The sequence below is a fragment of the Pseudomonas sp. EGD-AK9 genome (assembly GCF_000465935.2).
Taxonomy (GTDB): domain Bacteria; phylum Pseudomonadota; class Gammaproteobacteria; order Pseudomonadales; family Pseudomonadaceae; genus Aquipseudomonas.
Window position 1 is genome coordinate 1 of record NZ_AVOF01000573.1, and the last position, 15,660, is coordinate 15,660.

The following is a 15,660-nucleotide window of genomic DNA, read 5'->3' on the forward strand; positions in this document are numbered from 1 at the left end:
CGCGCGCCGCCAGCTCGGTCGCGTCGACCTTCAGCAGCAGGTCGCCGCTGTGGCCGTCGAGGCGAATGATGTCGCCGTCGCGCACCCGCGCCAGCGGGCCGCCGTCGAAGGCCTCGGGGCAGACATGGATGGCCGCCGGGATCTTGCCCGAGGCGCCGGACATGCGCCCGTCGGTGACCAGCGCCACCTTGAAGCCGCGGTCCTGCAGCACGCCGAGATAGGGGGTCATCTTGTGCAGCTCGGGCATACCGTTGTTGCGCGGGCCCTGGAAGCGCACCACGGCGACGAAATCGCGTTCCAGCTGGCCGGCCTTGAACGCCTCGACCAGCTCCAGCTGATCCTCGAACACCAGCGCCGGCGCCTCCACCAGCTGATGCTCGGGGGCCACCGCGGAGACCTTCATCACCCCGCGGCCGAGGTTGCCCTGCATCAGGCGCAGGCCGCCCTCCGGCGAGAAGGGCCGCGCCACCGGGCGCAGCACGCTCTCCTCCAGGCTCTTGCTGGGGCCGTCGCGCCAGACCAGCTGGCCGTCGTCGAGGAAGGGCTCACGGGTGTAGCGCGACAGGCCGCGGCCGGCCACGGTGTTGACCTCCTCGTGCAGCAGGCCGGCCGCGAGCAGCTCGCGAATCAGCAGGGCCATGCCGCCAGCGGCCTGGAAGTGGTTGATGTCGGCCTTGCCGTTGGGATAGACGTGGGCCAGGGTCGGCACCACCTCGGAGAGCTCGGCCATGTCCTGCCAGGTCAGCAGGATGCCGGCGGCGCGGGCGATGGCCGGCATATGCAAGGTATGGTTGGTCGAACCGCCGGTGGCGTGCAGGGCGACTATGGAGTTGACCAGGCAGCGCTCGTCGACGATCTCGCCGATCGGCATGAACTGGCCGCTCTGCTTGGTCAGGCGGGTGACCTGGCGCGCCGCCTCGCGGGTCAGCGCCTCGCGCAGCGGCGTGCCGGGGTTGATGAAGGAGGCGCCCGGCAGGTGCAGGCCCATCACCTCCATCAGCAGCTGGTTGGTGTTGGCGGTGCCGTAGAAGGTGCAGGTGCCCGGGCCGTGGTAGGCGGCCATCTCCGCCGCCAGCAGCTCGTCGCGGCTGGCCTTGCCCTCGGCGTAGCGCTGGCGCACGTCGGCCTTTTCCTTGTTGGACAGGCCCGAGGTCATGGGACCGGCCGGCACGAACAGCGACGGCAGGTGGCCGAAGCGCAGCGCCCCCATCAGCAGGCCGGGGACGATCTTGTCGCACACGCCCAGGTACAGCGCGGCGTCGAACATGTTGTGCGACAGCGCCACGGCGGTGGACATGGCGATCACCTCGCGGCTGGCGATGCCCAGCTCCATGCCCGGCTCGCCCTGGGTGACGCCGTCGCACATGGCCGGCACGCCGCCGGCGAACTGGCCCACCGAGCCGAGCTCGCGCAGGGCCTGCTTGATCTGTTCGGGGAACTGCTCGTAGGGCTGGTGCGCCGAAAGCATGTCGTTGTAAGCAGAAACTATGGCCACGTTGGCCGCGTCCATCAGGCGCAGGGTCTGCTTGTCGTGGCCGCTGCAACCGGCCACGCCATGGGCGAAATTGGCGCACTGCAGCTTGCCGCGCTGCGGCCCTTCGCTGGCAGCCGCGCGGATCATCGCCAGGTAACGCTGGCGGGTGGCGCGGCTGCGCTCGATCAGGCGGTCGGTGACTTCAACAACGCGGGGATGCATGGGGTTCTCCAGGCTAGCAGCTAGCGTCTGTTTGTAGTTTTAACAAAATACTGCCATTCAAAAGGCTTGATTTCTAGTCTCATGCGAATAATCTTGTAATTCCAACAACAAAATTACGAGAACCCTCACCATGACCCTGCGAATCGCCATCAATGGTTTTGGCCGTATCGGCCGCAACGTACTGCGCGCACTCTATACCCAGGATTATCGCCAGCATTTGCAGGTGGTGGCGATCAACGATCTGGGCGACAGCGCCATGAACGCCCACCTGCTGCGCCACGACAGCGTACACGGCCCCTTCGCCGGCGAGGTGGTGGCCGATGGCGAAAGCCTGTGGGTCAACGGCGACCGCATCGCCGTCAGCGCCATCCGCAACCCGGCCGAACTGCCCTGGAAAGCCCACCAGGTGGACGTGGTGTTCGAGTGCACCGGGCTGTTCACCGAGCGCGACAAGGCCGCCGCCCATCTCGCCGCCGGTGCGCGCAAGGTGCTGATCTCGGCGCCGGCCAAGGGCGCCGATGCCACCCTGGTGTACGGGGTCAACGAAGGCGTGCTGACGCCGGCCATGCAGATCCTCTCCAACGCCTCCTGCACCACCAACTGCCTGGCGCCGGTGGCTCAGGTGCTGCACCGCGAGCTGGGCATCGAGCAGGGGCTGATGACCACCATCCACGCCTACACCAACGACCAGAACCTCTCCGACGTCTACCACAGCGACCCCTACCGCGCCCGCTCGGCCACCCAGTCGATGATCCCGACCAAGACCGGCGCCGCCGAAGCGGTCGGCCTGGTGCTGCCGGAGCTGGCCGGCAAGCTCACCGGCATGGCCGTCAGGGTGCCGGTGATCAACGTGTCGCTGGTCGACCTAACCCTGCAGCTCAAGCGCGAGACCAGCGCCGAGGAGGTCAACGCCCTGCTCAAGGCCGCCAGCGAACAGTCGCCGGTGCTGGGCTACAACAGCCTGCCGCTGGTGTCCTGCGACTTCAACCACAACCCGCTGTCGTCGATCTTCGACGCCAACCACACCAAGGCCAGCGGCAAGCTGCTCAAGGTGATGGCCTGGTACGACAACGAATGGGGCTTCTCCAACCGCATGCTGGACAACTGCCGGGCCCTGGCGCGGCTGATGTGACCGAGGAATGTCGATGAGCCGTATCAGCTTCACCAGCGCCAGCCTGCCGGCGCGCAAACGCATCGCCCTGGTGGCCCACGACCACTGCAAGGGCTTTCTCCTCGACTGGTGCGAACGCCAGCGCGACAAGCTGGCGCGTCACGAGCTGCTCGCCACCGGCACCACCGGCCTGCTGCTGAGCAAGCGCCTGGGGCTGCCGGTAGAAAGCATGATCAGCGGCCCGCTGGGCGGCGACCAGCAGCTCGGCGCGCGCATCGCCGAGCAGCGCGTGGACATCCTGGTGTTCTTCTGGGACCCCTTCGAGCCGCAGCCGCACGACCCGGACATCAAGGCGCTGCTGCGGGTCGCCGCGGTGTGGAACATCCCGGTGGCATGCAACGAGAGCAGCGCCGACTACCTGCTCAGCAGCAGCCTGCTGGAGCAGCAGCACGAGTACCGCATTCCCGACTACCAGGCCTATCTGGCCGGGCGCGGTTGAAGCAAGCGCGCACCACGACGGACTAGAAATCCACCCGCCCCCGCCCCGCCTTGATCGCCCCGCGCTTGCTCTTGCCGTCCAGGCGGCGCTGCTTCGAGCCCAGGGTCGGCTTGGTCGGGCGGCGCTTCTTCTCGGTCTTGCCGGCGCTGCGGATCAGCTCGGCCAGGCGCTCGAGGGCATCGGCGCGGTTCTGCTCCTGGGTGCGGTACTGCTGCGCCTTGATGATCACCACCCCGTCCGCGGTGATGCGGCTGTCGGCCAGCGCCAGCAGGCGCTCCTTGTAGAACGGCGGCAAGGACGAGGCCTGGCTGTCGAAGCGCAGGTGCACGGCGCTGGACACCTTGTTGACGTTCTGCCCGCCGGCGCCCTGGGCGCGAATGGCGCTCAGCTCGATTTCCTCGAGCGGCAGGTGGACGGCGTTGGAGACGATGAGCATGGCGTGGATCCGCGAGATTCAGGCCGCCAGGATAGCCGCTGACGCTGTAACCTTTGCTTGAAATTTCTCCGCGGCATTCGGCCACGGCCTCGGCTAACGTAGCGACCTGCCCTCACGCGAGCTCAATAGATGGATTCGATCACCCAAGCCGTACTCGGCGCCAGCATCCAGGGCGCCCTGCTCGGCCGCTGGCAGGGGCGCAAGGCGCTGCTGTACGGCGCCATGCTCGGCACCCTGCCGGATCTCGACGTGGTCATCGACTACGGCGATGCCGTGGCGGACATGACCTACCACCGCGGTTTCAGCCATTCGCTGTTCGTCCTCAGCGGCCTGGCCCTGCTGTTGACCTGGCTGGCCAGGCGTTTTCGGCCTCACCCCGGCTATTCGGGGCGGCGCCTGCTGCTCACCGTTTGGCTGATTCTGTTCACCCACCCCGTGCTGGACGCCTTCACCAGCTACGGCACCCAGCTGTTCTGGCCGCTGATGCCGATTCCCACCGCCTGGTCCAGCCTGTTCATCATCGACCCGCTGTATACCCTGCCACTGCTGGTTGCGGTCGTGATCGGCCTGTTCAACGGCCTGCGCGAACAGGCCTGGCGGGTGCCGGCGGTAGCCCTGGCGCTGTCCACGCTCTATATCGGGTTCAGCCTGGCCGGCAAATACATGGCCGAGCAGCGGGTGGAGGCCGAACTGGCGCGCCAGGGCATCGTCGCCGAGCAGCTGTTCATCACCCCGACGCCGCTCAACAGCCTGCTGTGGCGGGTCATAGTGCTGGACGGCGAGCACTACCACGAAGCACTGGTCGGCTGGTTCGACGACGCTCCGCCGCAGCTGCAGCGCCTGCCGCGCGGCACACAGCTGCGCGAGCAGTTGCTCGACTCGCCCGCGCACCAGCGCCTGGCCTGGTTCACCGACGGCGTGCTGCGCTACGACCAGATCGGCGACCGCCTGATCGTCACCGACCTGCGTCTGGGCATGACCGGCTTCCACCCCTTCCGCTTCGACTTCGCCCGCCTGCAGGACGGCCAGTGGCAGGTGCACCGGCACATCGAGCGGCTGCCCTTCGAGCGCGGCGAACCCGAGCACCTGCTGGTGCTGCTCAAGCGCATCTGGCAGCCGCAGCTGCCCGTTCCGCTACTGGCCTGGGCCGGCGAACTGGAGAAACCCCTGCTAAGTGAGACGGGCTCGCGCTAACATCGAACCCTATTCATCAAGGCAGGATGCCTGCGATGCTGTTCCGCCGTTTCGAGTCGCTGATCGACGCCTTCAAACCCAGCCCGGACGTGCAGCCGCCCGCCGGGCTGGTGCGCTTCTACCTGCACTACCTGCGCCAGGTCTGGCCGCTGATGCTGGCCCTGCTGGTGATGGGCTTCTTCGCCGCGGTGATCGAGGTGGCGCTGTTCGAGTTCCTCGGCCGCCTGATCGACATGGCGCAACGCACGCCGAGCGCCGAGTTCTTCCAGCAGTACCGCGGCGAGCTGCTGTGGATGCTGCTGGTGGCGCTGATCCTGCGCCCGCTGGTGTTCGGCCTGCACGATCTGCTGGCCAACCAGGCGGTCAATCCGGGGCTGACCAACCTGATCCGCTGGCAGAACCACCGCTACGTGCTCAAGCAGAGCCTGAGCTTCTTCCAGAACGACTTCGCCGGGCGTATCGCCCAACGCATCATGCAGACCGGGCCGAGCCTGCGCGAGTCGGCCATGCAGCTGGTCGACGCGCTGTGGTTCGTGGTGGTCTACGCCGGCAGCGCGCTGTACCTGTTCGCCGCCGCGGATGTGCGTCTGATCCTGCCGCTGCTGGCCTGGATCGTTGGCTACTGCCTGCTGCTGCGCCATTTCGTGCCGCGCATCAAGCAGCGCTCGGCCGCCGCCTCGGCGGCGCGCTCGAAGGTCATGGGCCGGGTGGTGGACGGCTACAGCAACGTGATGACGCTCAAGCTGTTCGCCCACACCCGCGAGGAGGAAGGCTACGCCCGCGAGGCCATGCAGGAGCTGCTGGACAAGGTGCACCAGCAGACCCGCACCGTGACCCTGCTCGACGTCAGCATCACCAGCCTCAACGGCGTGCTGATCGTCGCCACCGGCGCCCTGGCGCTGTGGCTGTGGAGCCTGGGGTCGATCAGTACCGGCGCCATCGCCCTGGCGCTGGGCCTGGTGCTGCGCATCAACAATATGGCCGAGTGGGTGATGTGGGTGGTCAACGGCATCTTCGAGAACGTCGGCACCGTGCAGGACGGCATGCACACCATAGTCCAGCCGCGCCAAGTGCTCGACCGGGAGGGCGCCCAGCCGCTGCGGGTGGAGCGCGGCGAGGTGCGTTTCGAGGACATCCACTTCCACTACGGCAAGGCCGGCGGGGTGATCGCCGGGCTCAGCCTGAACGTGCGCGCCGGCGAGAAGATCGGCCTGGTCGGGCCGTCCGGCGCCGGCAAGTCGACCCTGGTCAACCTGCTGCTGCGCCTGTACGACCTGGAGAGCGGACGCATCCTGGTGGACGGCCAGGACATCGCCGCGGTGAGCCAGGAGAGCCTGCGTGCGCAGATCGGCATGGTCACCCAGGATACCGCCCTGCTGCACCGCTCGATCCGCGACAACCTGCGCTACGGCAAGCCGGATGCCAGCGAGGCGCAGCTGCTGGAGGCGGCGCGCAAGGCCCGCGCCGACGCCTTCATTCCGCTGCTGGACGACGGCCAGGGCGGCCGCGGCATGGACGCCCAGGTCGGCGAGCGCGGGGTCAAGCTGTCCGGCGGTCAGCGCCAGCGCATCGCCATCGCCCGCGTGCTGCTCAAGGACGCGCCGATCCTGGTGCTGGACGAAGCCACCTCGGCGCTGGATTCGGAAGTCGAGGCGGCGATCCAGGACAGCCTGGACGAGCTGATGCAGGGCAAGACGGTGATCGCCATCGCCCACCGCCTGTCGACCATCGCGCGCATGGATCGCCTGGTGGTGATCGACCAGGGGCGCATCGTCGAGAGCGGCAGCCACGCCGAGCTGGTCGCCCGCGGCGGCCTGTATGCGCGCCTGTGGCAGCACCAGACCGGCGGCTTCGTCGGGGTGGATTGACCCCGTGGGAGGGGCTTGAGCCGCGACTCGCCGCTAAAGCGCCGCCCACAGCATGGCATTTCTGCCCGGTTACTCCGCCGCCGGCTTCTTGCGCTTGAGCGGCGCCAGGCCGTCCTCGCTGACCAGCGCCGAGGGTTTGCCGGCCGGGCGCGGGCCGGACTTGCGCTTGGGCGCGGCCTTCTTGGCGTCCTTGTCGGTCTTTTTCTTCTTGCTGCCGGCGGCCTTGCCCGAGGCCTTGAGGTTCTTCGGCCCCTGGTAGCTGCCCTTGAGCTCCTTGACGGTGCGCCGCTCGAAACGCTGCTTGAGGTAGCGCTCGATGCTCGACATCAGGTTCCAGTCGCCGTGGCAGATCAGCGAAATCGCCAGCCCTTCGCCGCCGGCGCGGCCGGTGCGGCCGATGCGGTGCACATACTCGTCGCCGGAGCGCGGCATGTCGAAGTTGATCACCAGGTCCAGACCGTCGACGTCCAGGCCGCGGGCGGCCACGTCGGTGGCCACCAGCACCTTGACCGCGCCCTGGCGCAGGCGCTCGATGGCCAGCTTGCGGTCCTTCTGGTCCTTCTCGCCGTGCAGCACGAAGGCCTTGACCCCGGCCGCCACCAGCTTGCCGTAGAGGCGGTCGGCCTGCACCCGGGTGTTGGTGAAGACGATGGCCTTGTCATAGGTCTCGTTGGCCAGCAGCCAGTCGACCAGCTGTTCCTTGTGATGGTTGTGGTCGGCGGTGATGATCTGCTGGCGAGTGCCCTCGTTGAGCTGGCTGACGCTGTTGAGCATCAGGTGCTGCGGCGCCTTGAGCACCTTTGCGACCATCTCGCGCAGGCCATTGCCGCCGGTGGTGGCGGAAAACAGCAGGGTCTGGTGCGGCCCGCAGGCTTCGGCCAGGCGCTGGGCGTCCTCGGCGAAGCCCATGTCGAGCATGCGGTCGGCCTCGTCGAACACCAGCACCTCGACCTCGTTCAGCGGCAGGTTGCCGGCGTTAGCATGTTCGATCAGGCGCCCCGGCGTGCCGATCAGGATGTCGATCTTGCGCATCATCGCGGCTTGCACCTTGAAGTCCTCACCGCCGGTGACCAGGCCGGCCTTGAGGAAGGTGAACTGGGCGAAACGCTCGACTTCCTTCAGCGTCTGCTGGGCCAGCTCGCGGGTCGGCAGCAGGATCAGCGCCCGGATGCTCACGCGCTGCTGCGAGTTGCCATCACCGAGCAGGCGGTTGAGCAACGGCAGGACGAAGGCGGCGGTCTTGCCGCTGCCGGTCTGGGCGATCACCCGCAGATCCTTGCCCTCCAGCGCAGGCGGAATCGCTGCCGCCTGCACCGGGGTGGGCTCGACGAAATTAAGCTCGGCCACGGCTTTCAGCAGGCGTTCATGCAGGGCGAATTGGGCAAACACGGGGGCACTACCTCGAAGAATCGACAAAACGGTGCATAGCCTAACGGTTTCCGCCGCCGCGGCCGAATTTCTTTGCAACGCGGCGCCGCCGAGGTTGCGAACCCATGCCATGGGGATGGTCTAATTGGCCCCTTCCCGAGCATCGACAGGTAGTTTTCGCCCATGGATACGGATCAGCTGCTGAGCCAGGCCGAGCAACTCTGGAACCACTTCGACCAGTACCCCTGGCTGGGCGCCATCACCGGCCTGCTGGTGCTGCTGCTGGTGGCGCTGCTGGCCGGACGCCTGGCGCGCTTTCTGATCCTGCATGCGAGCAAGCTGCTGGCACGCCAGCCGGCGCTGTTCTGGCTGGAGGACCTGCGCCACAACAAGGTGTTCAACCGCCTGGCGCAGATGGTGCCGTCGCTGCTGGTGCAGTTCGGCCTGGTGCTGGTGCCGGAGCTGAGCGACAAGGCCGAGCACTTCCTGCGCAACCTGGCCCTGGCCTTCACCCTGCTGTCGCTGACCCTGGCCCTCAGCGCCCTGCTCAACGCCCTGCTCGACCTCTACGCACGCACCCCGCACGCGCGCACCCGCTCGATCAAGGGCTACGTGCAGCTGGCCAAGATGCTGCTGTACGTGTTCGCCGCCATCGTCATAGTCGCCACCCTGATCGACCGCTCGCCGCTGCTGCTGCTGTCCGGCCTCGGCGCGATGTCGGCGGTGATCCTGCTGGTGTACAAGGACACCCTGCTGTCCTTCGTCGCCGGCGTGCAGCTGACCAGCAACGACTCGCTGCGCGTCGGCGACTGGATCGAGATGCCCCAGGTCGGCGCCGACGGCGACGTGGTGGACATCAGCCTGCACACGGTCAAGGTGCAGAACTTCGATAAGACCATCGTCTCCATTCCCACCTGGCGGCTGATGGCCGAGTCGTTCAAGAACTGGCGCGGCATGACCCAGGCCGGCGGCCGACGGATCAAGCGCAGCCTGCACCTGGACGCCGGCCTGGTGCGTTTTCTCGACGCCGCCGAGGAGCAGCGCCTCGCCGGCGTGCGCCTGCTCACCGATTATCTCGGCCACAAGCAGGCCGAGCTGCGCCAGTGGAACGCCGAGCACAAGGCCGAGAACGGCCCCTCGGCCAACCGCCGGCGCATGACCAATATCGGCACCTTCCGCGCCTACGCCGAGGCTTACCTGAAGAACCACCCGCAGATCCGCCAGGACATGACCTGCATGGTGCGCCAGCTGCAACCCGGCGCCGAAGGCATCCCGCTGGAGATCTACTGCTTCACCGGCACCACCAACTGGCTGGAATACGAACGCATCCAGAGCGACATCTTCGACTACCTGCTGGCCCTGCTGCCGGAGTTCGACCTGGCGCTGTACCAGCAGCCGGCCGGCAACGACCTGCGCCAGGGCCTGCAGGCGCTGAGTCAAAGACTGCCGTCACAATCGCCGGCGACGCCGACGCCGGAGGCTTGAACCGCCCCGGCCGCGGCGTTCTAATCGGCACACCCCTTTGCTGGAGCTCCGCCCATGCCTGCCATATCCCGAACTCCCCTCGCGCTCGGCCTCAGCCTGCTGCTGGTCGCCTCGCCACTGCTGGCCAGCCCGCCGCCGGGCAAGGGCAAGCATGGCGGCGGCCACGACGAGGTGCAGATCGACCTGCGCGGTCCGACCGTGGATATCGGCCAGGTGCGCATCGTGCTCGGCGACAACCGCCAGCTGATCGGCCCGACCTCCGCCCTGCCGCCCGGCATCGCCAAGAACCTGGCCCGCGGCAAGCCGCTGCCGCCGGGCATCGCCAAGAACTTCGACAGCCGTCTGTCGGCGCGCCTGCCCTATTACGAGGGTTACGAGTGGAAACAGGTGGGCCGCGACGTGGTGCTGGTGGCAATCGCCACCGGGATCGTCTATGAGGTATTGAGGAACGTGCTGGACTAAACCAGAGCCCCGGGCGCCGCCGACCAGCGGTCGCGGCGCCCGCCGAACTTGTCGCCTACGCATCGCTCCAATGCTAAGACGCTTTGTTGCGGAGGCATGATGAACCCCTCGCTGATCTACCACGTCACCTCAAGCCTCGATGGCTATATCGCCCGCCCCGATGGTCGCCTCGACTGGTTCGAAGCCCAGCGCCAACCGGACGAGGAATACAGCTTCCAGTACTTCTACTCCAGCATCGACGCCCTGCTGATGGGTCGCGGCACCTACGAGGCGCTGCTCAAGCGCGGTGGGCCCTGGCCCTATCCGGGCAAGCCCTGCGTGGTGCTCACCCGCTCCCAGTTGCCGCGTGCGGCGACCGAGGTGCAGCTGACCCACTGCACGCCGGGGCAGGCCGTGGCGGCGCTGAAGGAAGCCAAGTTCCAGCGCATCTGGCTGGTCGGCGGCAGCTCCCTGGCGGGCACCTGCTACACCGCCGGCCTGCTCGACGAGGTGGTGATCAACTTGGTGCCGCACCTGCTCGGCGCCGGCATTCCGCTGCTGGCCAGCGGCATGGAGCGCAGCCTGGTGCTGAGCGATCAGCGGCGCTTCAACAGCGGCACGGTGCAGCTGCACTACCAGGTGAAGAAGCAGGCCAGCCAGCCGACGCAGATTCCCATGCCGCGCAGCAGCGCCGCCTGATCAGTGCCCGCGCTGCTGCTTGCGCAGCAGCCGGGCGCTATCCCAACCAACCAGCAGCACCGCCAGCCAGATCGGCAGGTAGGTCAGCCATTGCCCGGCATCGAAGGACTCGCCGAGCACCAGCAGGGCCACGCCGAACAGCAGCACCGGCTCGACGTAACTGAGAATGCCGAACAGCCCCAGCGGCAGCAGGCGGCTGGAAGCCATCATCGCGGCGAAGGCCAGGGTGCCGATCAGCGCCATGCCGGGCACCAGCAGCCAGAGCGCGGCCCGCTCCTCGAAGGCGCCCACCGGGGCGTAAGCGACGATCAGCCAGATCGCCAAGGGCGCCAGCATCAGCATCTCCAGCACGAAGCCCGACAATGCGTCCAGGCGCATCCAGCGGCGCAGCATGAAATACGGCGGGTAGCCCAGCGCGGTGACCAGGGTCAGCCAGGAGAACGCCTGGCTGCGCCACAGTTCGTGCAGCACGCCGAGCACGGCGCAGGCCACCGCCAGTTGCTGCAGCGGGCGCAGGCGTTCGTCGTAGAACAGCCGCCCGGCCAGGACCATGGCCAACGGCAGGAGGAAGTAGCCCAGCGACACCTCGAGCATGCGCCCGGCCAATGGCGCCCAGAGAAACAGTCCCCACTGCACGCCGATCAGCACCGCCGCCAGCGGCCAGGCGGCCAGCAGCAACGGCTCGCGGCGCAGGCGGGCGAAGGTCTCGCGCAGCAGCGCCCCCTGGCGGGTCAGCAGCACCAGCAACAGCACCACCGGAATCGACCAGAGCACGCGCTGGGCGAAGATCTGGATGCCGTCCAGCGGCGCCAGCAGTTGCACGTAACCGGGCAGCACGGCGAACAGCAGCGAGGCGCCCACCGACAGCGCCACCCCACGCCCGGACAGGTGCATCAGGCCACCCTGCCCTGCAGTAGCCGCGTCCGGCCGAGGCCGGCCAGCGGCAGCGAGGCGACGATCACCGCACCGCCCAGGGCCAGGCGCAGCAGATCGGCGTCATGGTTCCAGATCAGCAGATTGACCAGCAAGCCGGCCGGCACCAGCGCATTGTTCATCACCGCCAGGGTGCCGCCGTCGACCAGGCTGGCGCCCTGGTTCCACCAGTACAGCCCCAGGCCCGAGGCCACCACGCCGAGCCAGGCGAGCACACTCCACTGCAGCAGCGTGCTCGGCAGGCGCTCGGCATTGCCCAGCAGCAGGAAGGCCGGCAACGCCACCAGCAGCGCACCCAGATAGAAGAAGCCGAAACGCCGGTACTGCGGCTCGTTCGAGGGGTGGCGCAACAGCAGGTGCTTGTACAGCACCTGGCCGGCGGCGAAGGTGAAGTTGGCCAGTTGCAGCAGCAGGAAGCCGAGCAGGAACCCCTGGCTGACGCCGTCGTAGCGGATGATCCCGGCGCCCAGCACCGCCACCAGCGCGGCGAGCAGCGCCCAGGGGTTGAAGCGGCGATTAAGGGCGTCCTCGATCAGGGTCACGTGCAGCGGCGTGAGGATGGTGAACAGCAGCACCTCGGGCACCGTCAGCAGGTTGAAGCTCAGGTACAGGCAGACATAGGTGACGCCGAACTGCAACGCGCCGATCAGCAGCATGCCGCGCACGAAGGCCGGCGCCTGGCCGCGCCAGCGGGTCAGCGGCACGAACAGCAGCCCGGCGATGAGGATGCGGCTGAGCACGGCGAAGTAGCTGTCGACCGCCCCGGCCAGGTACTCGCCGATCAGGCTGAAGGAGAAGGCCCACAGCAGGGTCACAATCAGCAGGTAGCGCACGGCGAGCTCCAGGCAACTAAGGCGGCGACCTTAGCGCGTTCGCCCGTGCCGGACAATCCGTCGCTGCGGCCTGGGCCGCGAACAGGGTGGACTGCGGTCGCAATCCGGGAGGCTCCGCGTGAATGTCTCCGGTTTTGCCCCGGATCAGACGAAAAAGCCGGCCCGCACCCTCGGGCACCGGCCGGCGAACGCGCCCGGATGCGGGCGCTCAGGAGAGTGGAGTCGCGCTCAGGCCACGGCCGCCAGCTTGGCCTTGGCCTGGGCCAGCCCCTTGGCACTGAACTCGCTGCCCAGGTTCAGGCCTTCGGCATGGATGAACTGCACCTCGTGGATGCCGATGAAGGCCAGCGCCTGGCGCAGGTAGGGTTCCTGGTGATCCAGGCCGCTGCCGGCGTAGATGCCGCCGCGAGCGGTGAAGACGAAGGCGCGCTTGCCACTGAGCAGGCCCTGCGGGCCGGTTTCGCTGTACTTGAAGGTGACCCCGGCGCGCAGCACGTGGTCCAGCCAGGCTTTCAGGGTGCTGGGGATGGCGAAGTTGTACATGGGCGCGGCCAGCACCAACACGTCGGCGGCCAGCAGCTCGTCGGTGAGCTGGTTGGAGCGTGCCAGCGCGGCCTTCTCCGCCTCGCTCTGCTGCTCGGTCGGGGTCATCCAGCCGCCCAGCAGGGTGGCATCCAGGTGCGGCACCGGCTCGGCGGCCAGGTCGCGTACCTGGATCTGGTCGGCGGGATGGGCGGCCTGCCAGTTGGCGATGAACTGCTGGGTCAGCTCGCGGGACACCGAGCCTTGTTGACGGGCGCTGCTTTCGATAACCAGAACACGGGACATGTTTGAGACTCCATCGAGGTGGGTAGAGATCGATGGAGCAGAGATTAGAGTCGCAACTATCGATTAAAAAGCGCAAATATCCGCTTACATATATCGACAAAGTTGATTTATCTTTGCCCCGGCACTAGGCTCTGCTTACTTGAGGCCACAGGTCAGGCTGACCCGCAGGCGAATCACACTGCGGGTGAACTTGACCGTCAGATTGGTGTTCGCCCCCGGCGCCAGCGCGGCCCGACGGGTCCGCGGCGCTTCGGGGCCGTTGCGGAACACCGCGGTGCATTCGGCCTCGCTCTGACCATAGTTGTAGAGCATCAGCGCCGCCATATTGTGGTCGATCTCCTGGGTGCTGGCGGACACCTCGGCACCGTTGAGCTGCTTGTCCAGCTCAATGGGGTAGGCATGGGCGCCCAGCGGCAACAGGACGAACAGCAGGCAGCAGAGTTTTTTCATCGACGCTCTCCAACGGGGAAGCGCCAGTGTAGGTGGATATCGCCGGCGATAGAACCCGTTTGCCGGCAGAGACAGGACAAAGCAATGAAGGCTCCCCGTGTAACCCTGGATCAATGGCGCACCCTGCAGGCGGTGGTCGACCAGGGCGGCTTCGCCCAGGCCGCCGAGGTGCTGCACCGCTCGCAATCCTCGGTCAGCTACACCGTGGCGCGCATGCAGGAGCAGCTCGGCGTGCCGCTGCTGCGCATCGACGGGCGCAAGGCGGTGCTCACCGAGGCCGGCGACGTGCTGCTGCGCCGTTCGCGGCAACTGGTCAAGCAGGCCAGCCAGCTGGAAGACCTGGCCCACCATATGGAGCAGGGCTGGGAAGCCGAGGTGCGCCTGGTGGTGGACGCCGCCTACCCCACCGCCAATATCGTCCGCGCGCTGTCGGCCTTCATGCCGCAGAGCCGCGGCTGCCGCGTGCGCCTGCGCGAGGAGGTGCTGTCCGGCGTCGAGGAGGTGCTGCTCGAAGGCTCCGCCGACCTGGCCATCAGCGCCCTCAACATCACCGGCTACCTGCCGCAGGAACTGGGCGAGGTGGAATTTATCGCCGTGGCCCATCCGGAACATGCCCTGCACCGCCTGCAGCGCGAGCTGAGCTTCCAGGACCTGGAAACCCAGATGCAGGTGGTGATCCGCGACAGCGGCCGGGTGCAGCCGCGCGACAGCGGCTGGCTCGGTGCCGAACAACGCTGGACCGTCGGCAGCCTGTCCACCGCGCGCACCTTCGTCGGCAGCGGCCTCGGCTTCGCCTGGCTGCCGCGCCACCTGATCGCCCGCGAGCTGGACGAGGGCTTGCTCAAGCCGCTGCCGCTGGCCCAGGGCGGCACGCGCAAGCCGCGCTTCTTCCTCTACAGCAACAAGGAACGGGTGCTCGGCCCGGCCACGCAGATTCTCATCGAGCTGATCAAGAACTTCGACGCCGCCCCCCTGGATGCCGCCTTCGCCGCCCCACAGTCGCCCAACTGAGACCCCGGCCATGCCCTACTTCGACAACGACGGTTGCCAGCTGCACTACGAGGACTACGGCCACGGCGCGCCGCTGCTGCTGGTGCACGGCCTGGGTTCGAGCACCCGCGACTGGGAGTACCAGATTCCCGTGCTCAGCCAGCACTACCGCGTGCTGGCGCTCGACGTGCGCGGCCATGGCCGCTCGGACAAACCGCGCGAAGCCTATCGCATTGCCGATTTCGCCGATGACGTGGCCGCGCTGATCGAGCACCTGCAGCTGCCACCGGTGCACCTGGTGGGCATTTCCATGGGCGGCATGATCGGCTTCCAGCTCGGCGTCGACCGCCCGGAGCTGCTGCGCAGCCTGACCATAGTCAACAGCGGCCCGGAGGTGAAGGCGAAAAGCCCGCGCGACTGGCTGGAAATCGGCAAGCGCTGGACGCTGTCGCGCCTGCTCAGCCTGGAGACCATCGCCAAGGCCCTGGGCAAGCTGCTGTTCCCCAGGCCGGAGCAGGCCGAACTGCGACGCAAGATCGAAGAGCGCTGGCCGCAGAACGACAAGCGCGCCTACCTGGCCAGCCTCGACGCCATCATCGGCTGGGGCGTGCGGGAACGCCTGAGCCGCATCACCTGTCCTACCCTGGTGATCAGCGCCGACCGCGACTACACCCCGGTCGAACGCAAGCGCGAGTACGTCGCCGAAATGCCCGACGCGCGCCTGCTGGTGATCGAAAATTCGCGCCACGCCACCCCGCTGGATCAACCCGAACGCTTCAACAGCGCCCTGCTCGCCTTTCTCGAAGAAACCGCCAACAAGGAAAACTGA

At 67.5% G+C, this 15,660-nt stretch carries 16 protein-coding genes; 9 read left to right on the forward strand and 7 right to left on the reverse strand.

Translation table 11 applies throughout. The annotated features are described in order from the left end of the window. A partial coding sequence (edd, locus tag N878_RS20745; protein WP_021445452.1) for a phosphogluconate dehydratase occupies window positions 1-1,696 on the reverse strand: 1,696 nt, incomplete at its 3' end. Window positions 1,697-1,826: 130 nt separating this feature from the next. Here edd and gap point away from each other — a divergent pair. Then, window positions 1,827-2,828, forward strand: coding sequence for a type I glyceraldehyde-3-phosphate dehydrogenase (gene gap / locus N878_RS20750; protein ID WP_021445453.1), 1,002 nt, complete (start codon window positions 1,827-1,829; stop codon window positions 2,826-2,828). Window positions 2,829-2,841: 13 nt separating this feature from the next. Continuing rightward, window positions 2,842-3,306 (forward strand): methylglyoxal synthase, encoded by a 465-nt coding sequence (locus N878_RS20755; RefSeq protein WP_021445454.1) that lies wholly within the window; start codon window positions 2,842-2,844, stop codon window positions 3,304-3,306. 22 nt (window positions 3,307-3,328) lie between these two features. Here N878_RS20755 and arfB read toward each other — a convergent pair whose 3' ends face one another. Next, window positions 3,329-3,742: an alternative ribosome rescue aminoacyl-tRNA hydrolase ArfB gene (gene arfB, locus N878_RS20760; protein ID WP_021445455.1), complete on the reverse strand. Its 414-nt coding sequence runs from the start codon at window positions 3,740-3,742 to the stop codon at window positions 3,329-3,331. Between the two features lie 129 nt (window positions 3,743-3,871). Between arfB and N878_RS20765 the strand changes: the two genes are divergently transcribed. Together N878_RS20765 and N878_RS20770 are read left to right on the forward strand one after the other, a co-directional pair. Further along, window positions 3,872-4,936: a metal-dependent hydrolase gene (locus N878_RS20765; RefSeq protein ID WP_021445456.1), complete on the forward strand. Its 1,065-nt coding sequence runs from the start codon at window positions 3,872-3,874 to the stop codon at window positions 4,934-4,936. A gap of 35 nt (window positions 4,937-4,971) precedes the next feature. Beyond that, entirely contained in the window at window positions 4,972-6,804 is a 1,833-nt protein-coding gene (locus tag N878_RS20770; RefSeq protein ID WP_021445457.1) for an ABC transporter ATP-binding protein, read from the forward strand. Between the two features lie 69 nt (window positions 6,805-6,873). Here the strand turns inward: N878_RS20770 and N878_RS20775 are convergent, their stop codons facing one another. Further along, entirely contained in the window at window positions 6,874-8,214 is a 1,341-nt protein-coding gene (locus N878_RS20775) for a DEAD/DEAH box helicase (protein ID WP_177342918.1), read from the reverse strand. Between the two features lie 141 nt (window positions 8,215-8,355). Here N878_RS20775 and N878_RS20780 point away from each other — a divergent pair, with 141 nt between their 5' ends. From N878_RS20780 to N878_RS20790, 3 genes are all read left to right on the forward strand, one after another. Beyond that, window positions 8,356-9,657, forward strand: coding sequence for a mechanosensitive ion channel family protein (locus tag N878_RS20780; RefSeq protein WP_021445459.1), 1,302 nt, complete (start codon window positions 8,356-8,358; stop codon window positions 9,655-9,657). A gap of 54 nt (window positions 9,658-9,711) precedes the next feature. Continuing rightward, window positions 9,712-10,119 (forward strand): anti-virulence regulator CigR family protein, encoded by a 408-nt coding sequence (locus N878_RS20785; RefSeq protein ID WP_021445460.1) that lies wholly within the window; start codon window positions 9,712-9,714, stop codon window positions 10,117-10,119. A 99-nt stretch (window positions 10,120-10,218) separates the two neighbouring features. Beyond that, window positions 10,219-10,797: a dihydrofolate reductase family protein gene (locus N878_RS20790; RefSeq protein WP_021445461.1), complete on the forward strand. Its 579-nt coding sequence runs from the start codon at window positions 10,219-10,221 to the stop codon at window positions 10,795-10,797. On the opposite strand, the gene rarD is transcribed toward N878_RS20790, so the two are convergent. The 4 genes from rarD to N878_RS20810 form a co-directional block, all read right to left on the reverse strand. Beyond that, window positions 10,798-11,691 (reverse strand): EamA family transporter RarD, encoded by an 894-nt coding sequence (gene rarD / locus N878_RS20795; RefSeq protein WP_021445462.1) that lies wholly within the window; start codon window positions 11,689-11,691, stop codon window positions 10,798-10,800. Next, window positions 11,691-12,563 carry a carboxylate/amino acid/amine transporter gene (locus tag N878_RS20800; RefSeq protein ID WP_021445463.1) on the reverse strand — a complete coding sequence of 291 codons (873 nt, stop codon included), beginning with the start codon at window positions 12,561-12,563 and terminating at the stop codon, window positions 11,691-11,693. The genes rarD and N878_RS20800 overlap by 1 nt, the downstream gene beginning before the upstream one ends. Before the next feature lie 228 nt (window positions 12,564-12,791). Beyond that, window positions 12,792-13,391, reverse strand: coding sequence for an FMN-dependent NADH-azoreductase (locus N878_RS20805; protein WP_021445464.1), 600 nt, complete (start codon window positions 13,389-13,391; stop codon window positions 12,792-12,794). Between the two features lie 135 nt (window positions 13,392-13,526). Then, a complete protein-coding gene (locus tag N878_RS20810; protein ID WP_021445465.1) occupies window positions 13,527-13,841 on the reverse strand; it encodes a hypothetical protein in 315 nt (104 codons plus the stop codon). 84 nt (window positions 13,842-13,925) lie between these two features. Between N878_RS20810 and N878_RS20815 the strand changes: the two genes are divergently transcribed. Continuing rightward, a complete protein-coding gene (locus N878_RS20815; protein ID WP_021445466.1) occupies window positions 13,926-14,852 on the forward strand; it encodes a LysR family transcriptional regulator in 927 nt (308 codons plus the stop codon). A gap of 10 nt (window positions 14,853-14,862) precedes the next feature. Then, window positions 14,863-15,660: an alpha/beta fold hydrolase gene (locus N878_RS20820; RefSeq protein WP_021445467.1), complete on the forward strand. Its 798-nt coding sequence runs from the start codon at window positions 14,863-14,865 to the stop codon at window positions 15,658-15,660.

Bases quoted from the DNA above. Each gene is read 5' to 3' on its own strand.
- gap (WP_021445453.1), top strand. From the start codon at position 1,827: ATGACCCTGCGAATCGCCATCAATGGTTTTGGCCGTATCGGCCGCAAC.
- N878_RS20755 (WP_021445454.1), top strand. From the start codon at position 2,842: ATGAGCCGTATCAGCTTCACCAGCGCCAGCCTGCCGGCGCGCAAACGC.
- arfB (WP_021445455.1), bottom strand. From the start codon at position 3,742: ATGCTCATCGTCTCCAACGCCGTCCACCTGCCGCTCGAGGAAATCGAG.
- N878_RS20765 (WP_021445456.1), top strand. From the start codon at position 3,872: ATGGATTCGATCACCCAAGCCGTACTCGGCGCCAGCATCCAGGGCGCC.
- N878_RS20770 (WP_021445457.1), top strand. From the start codon at position 4,972: ATGCTGTTCCGCCGTTTCGAGTCGCTGATCGACGCCTTCAAACCCAGC.
- N878_RS20780 (WP_021445459.1), top strand. From the start codon at position 8,356: ATGGATACGGATCAGCTGCTGAGCCAGGCCGAGCAACTCTGGAACCAC.
- N878_RS20785 (WP_021445460.1), top strand. From the start codon at position 9,712: ATGCCTGCCATATCCCGAACTCCCCTCGCGCTCGGCCTCAGCCTGCTG.
- N878_RS20790 (WP_021445461.1), top strand. From the start codon at position 10,219: ATGAACCCCTCGCTGATCTACCACGTCACCTCAAGCCTCGATGGCTAT.
- rarD (WP_021445462.1), bottom strand. From the start codon at position 11,691: ATGCACCTGTCCGGGCGTGGGGTGGCGCTGTCGGTGGGCGCCTCGCTG.
- N878_RS20805 (WP_021445464.1), bottom strand. From the start codon at position 13,391: ATGTCCCGTGTTCTGGTTATCGAAAGCAGCGCCCGTCAACAAGGCTCG.
- N878_RS20810 (WP_021445465.1), bottom strand. From the start codon at position 13,841: ATGAAAAAACTCTGCTGCCTGCTGTTCGTCCTGTTGCCGCTGGGCGCC.
- N878_RS20815 (WP_021445466.1), top strand. From the start codon at position 13,926: ATGAAGGCTCCCCGTGTAACCCTGGATCAATGGCGCACCCTGCAGGCG.
- N878_RS20820 (WP_021445467.1), top strand. From the start codon at position 14,863: ATGCCCTACTTCGACAACGACGGTTGCCAGCTGCACTACGAGGACTAC.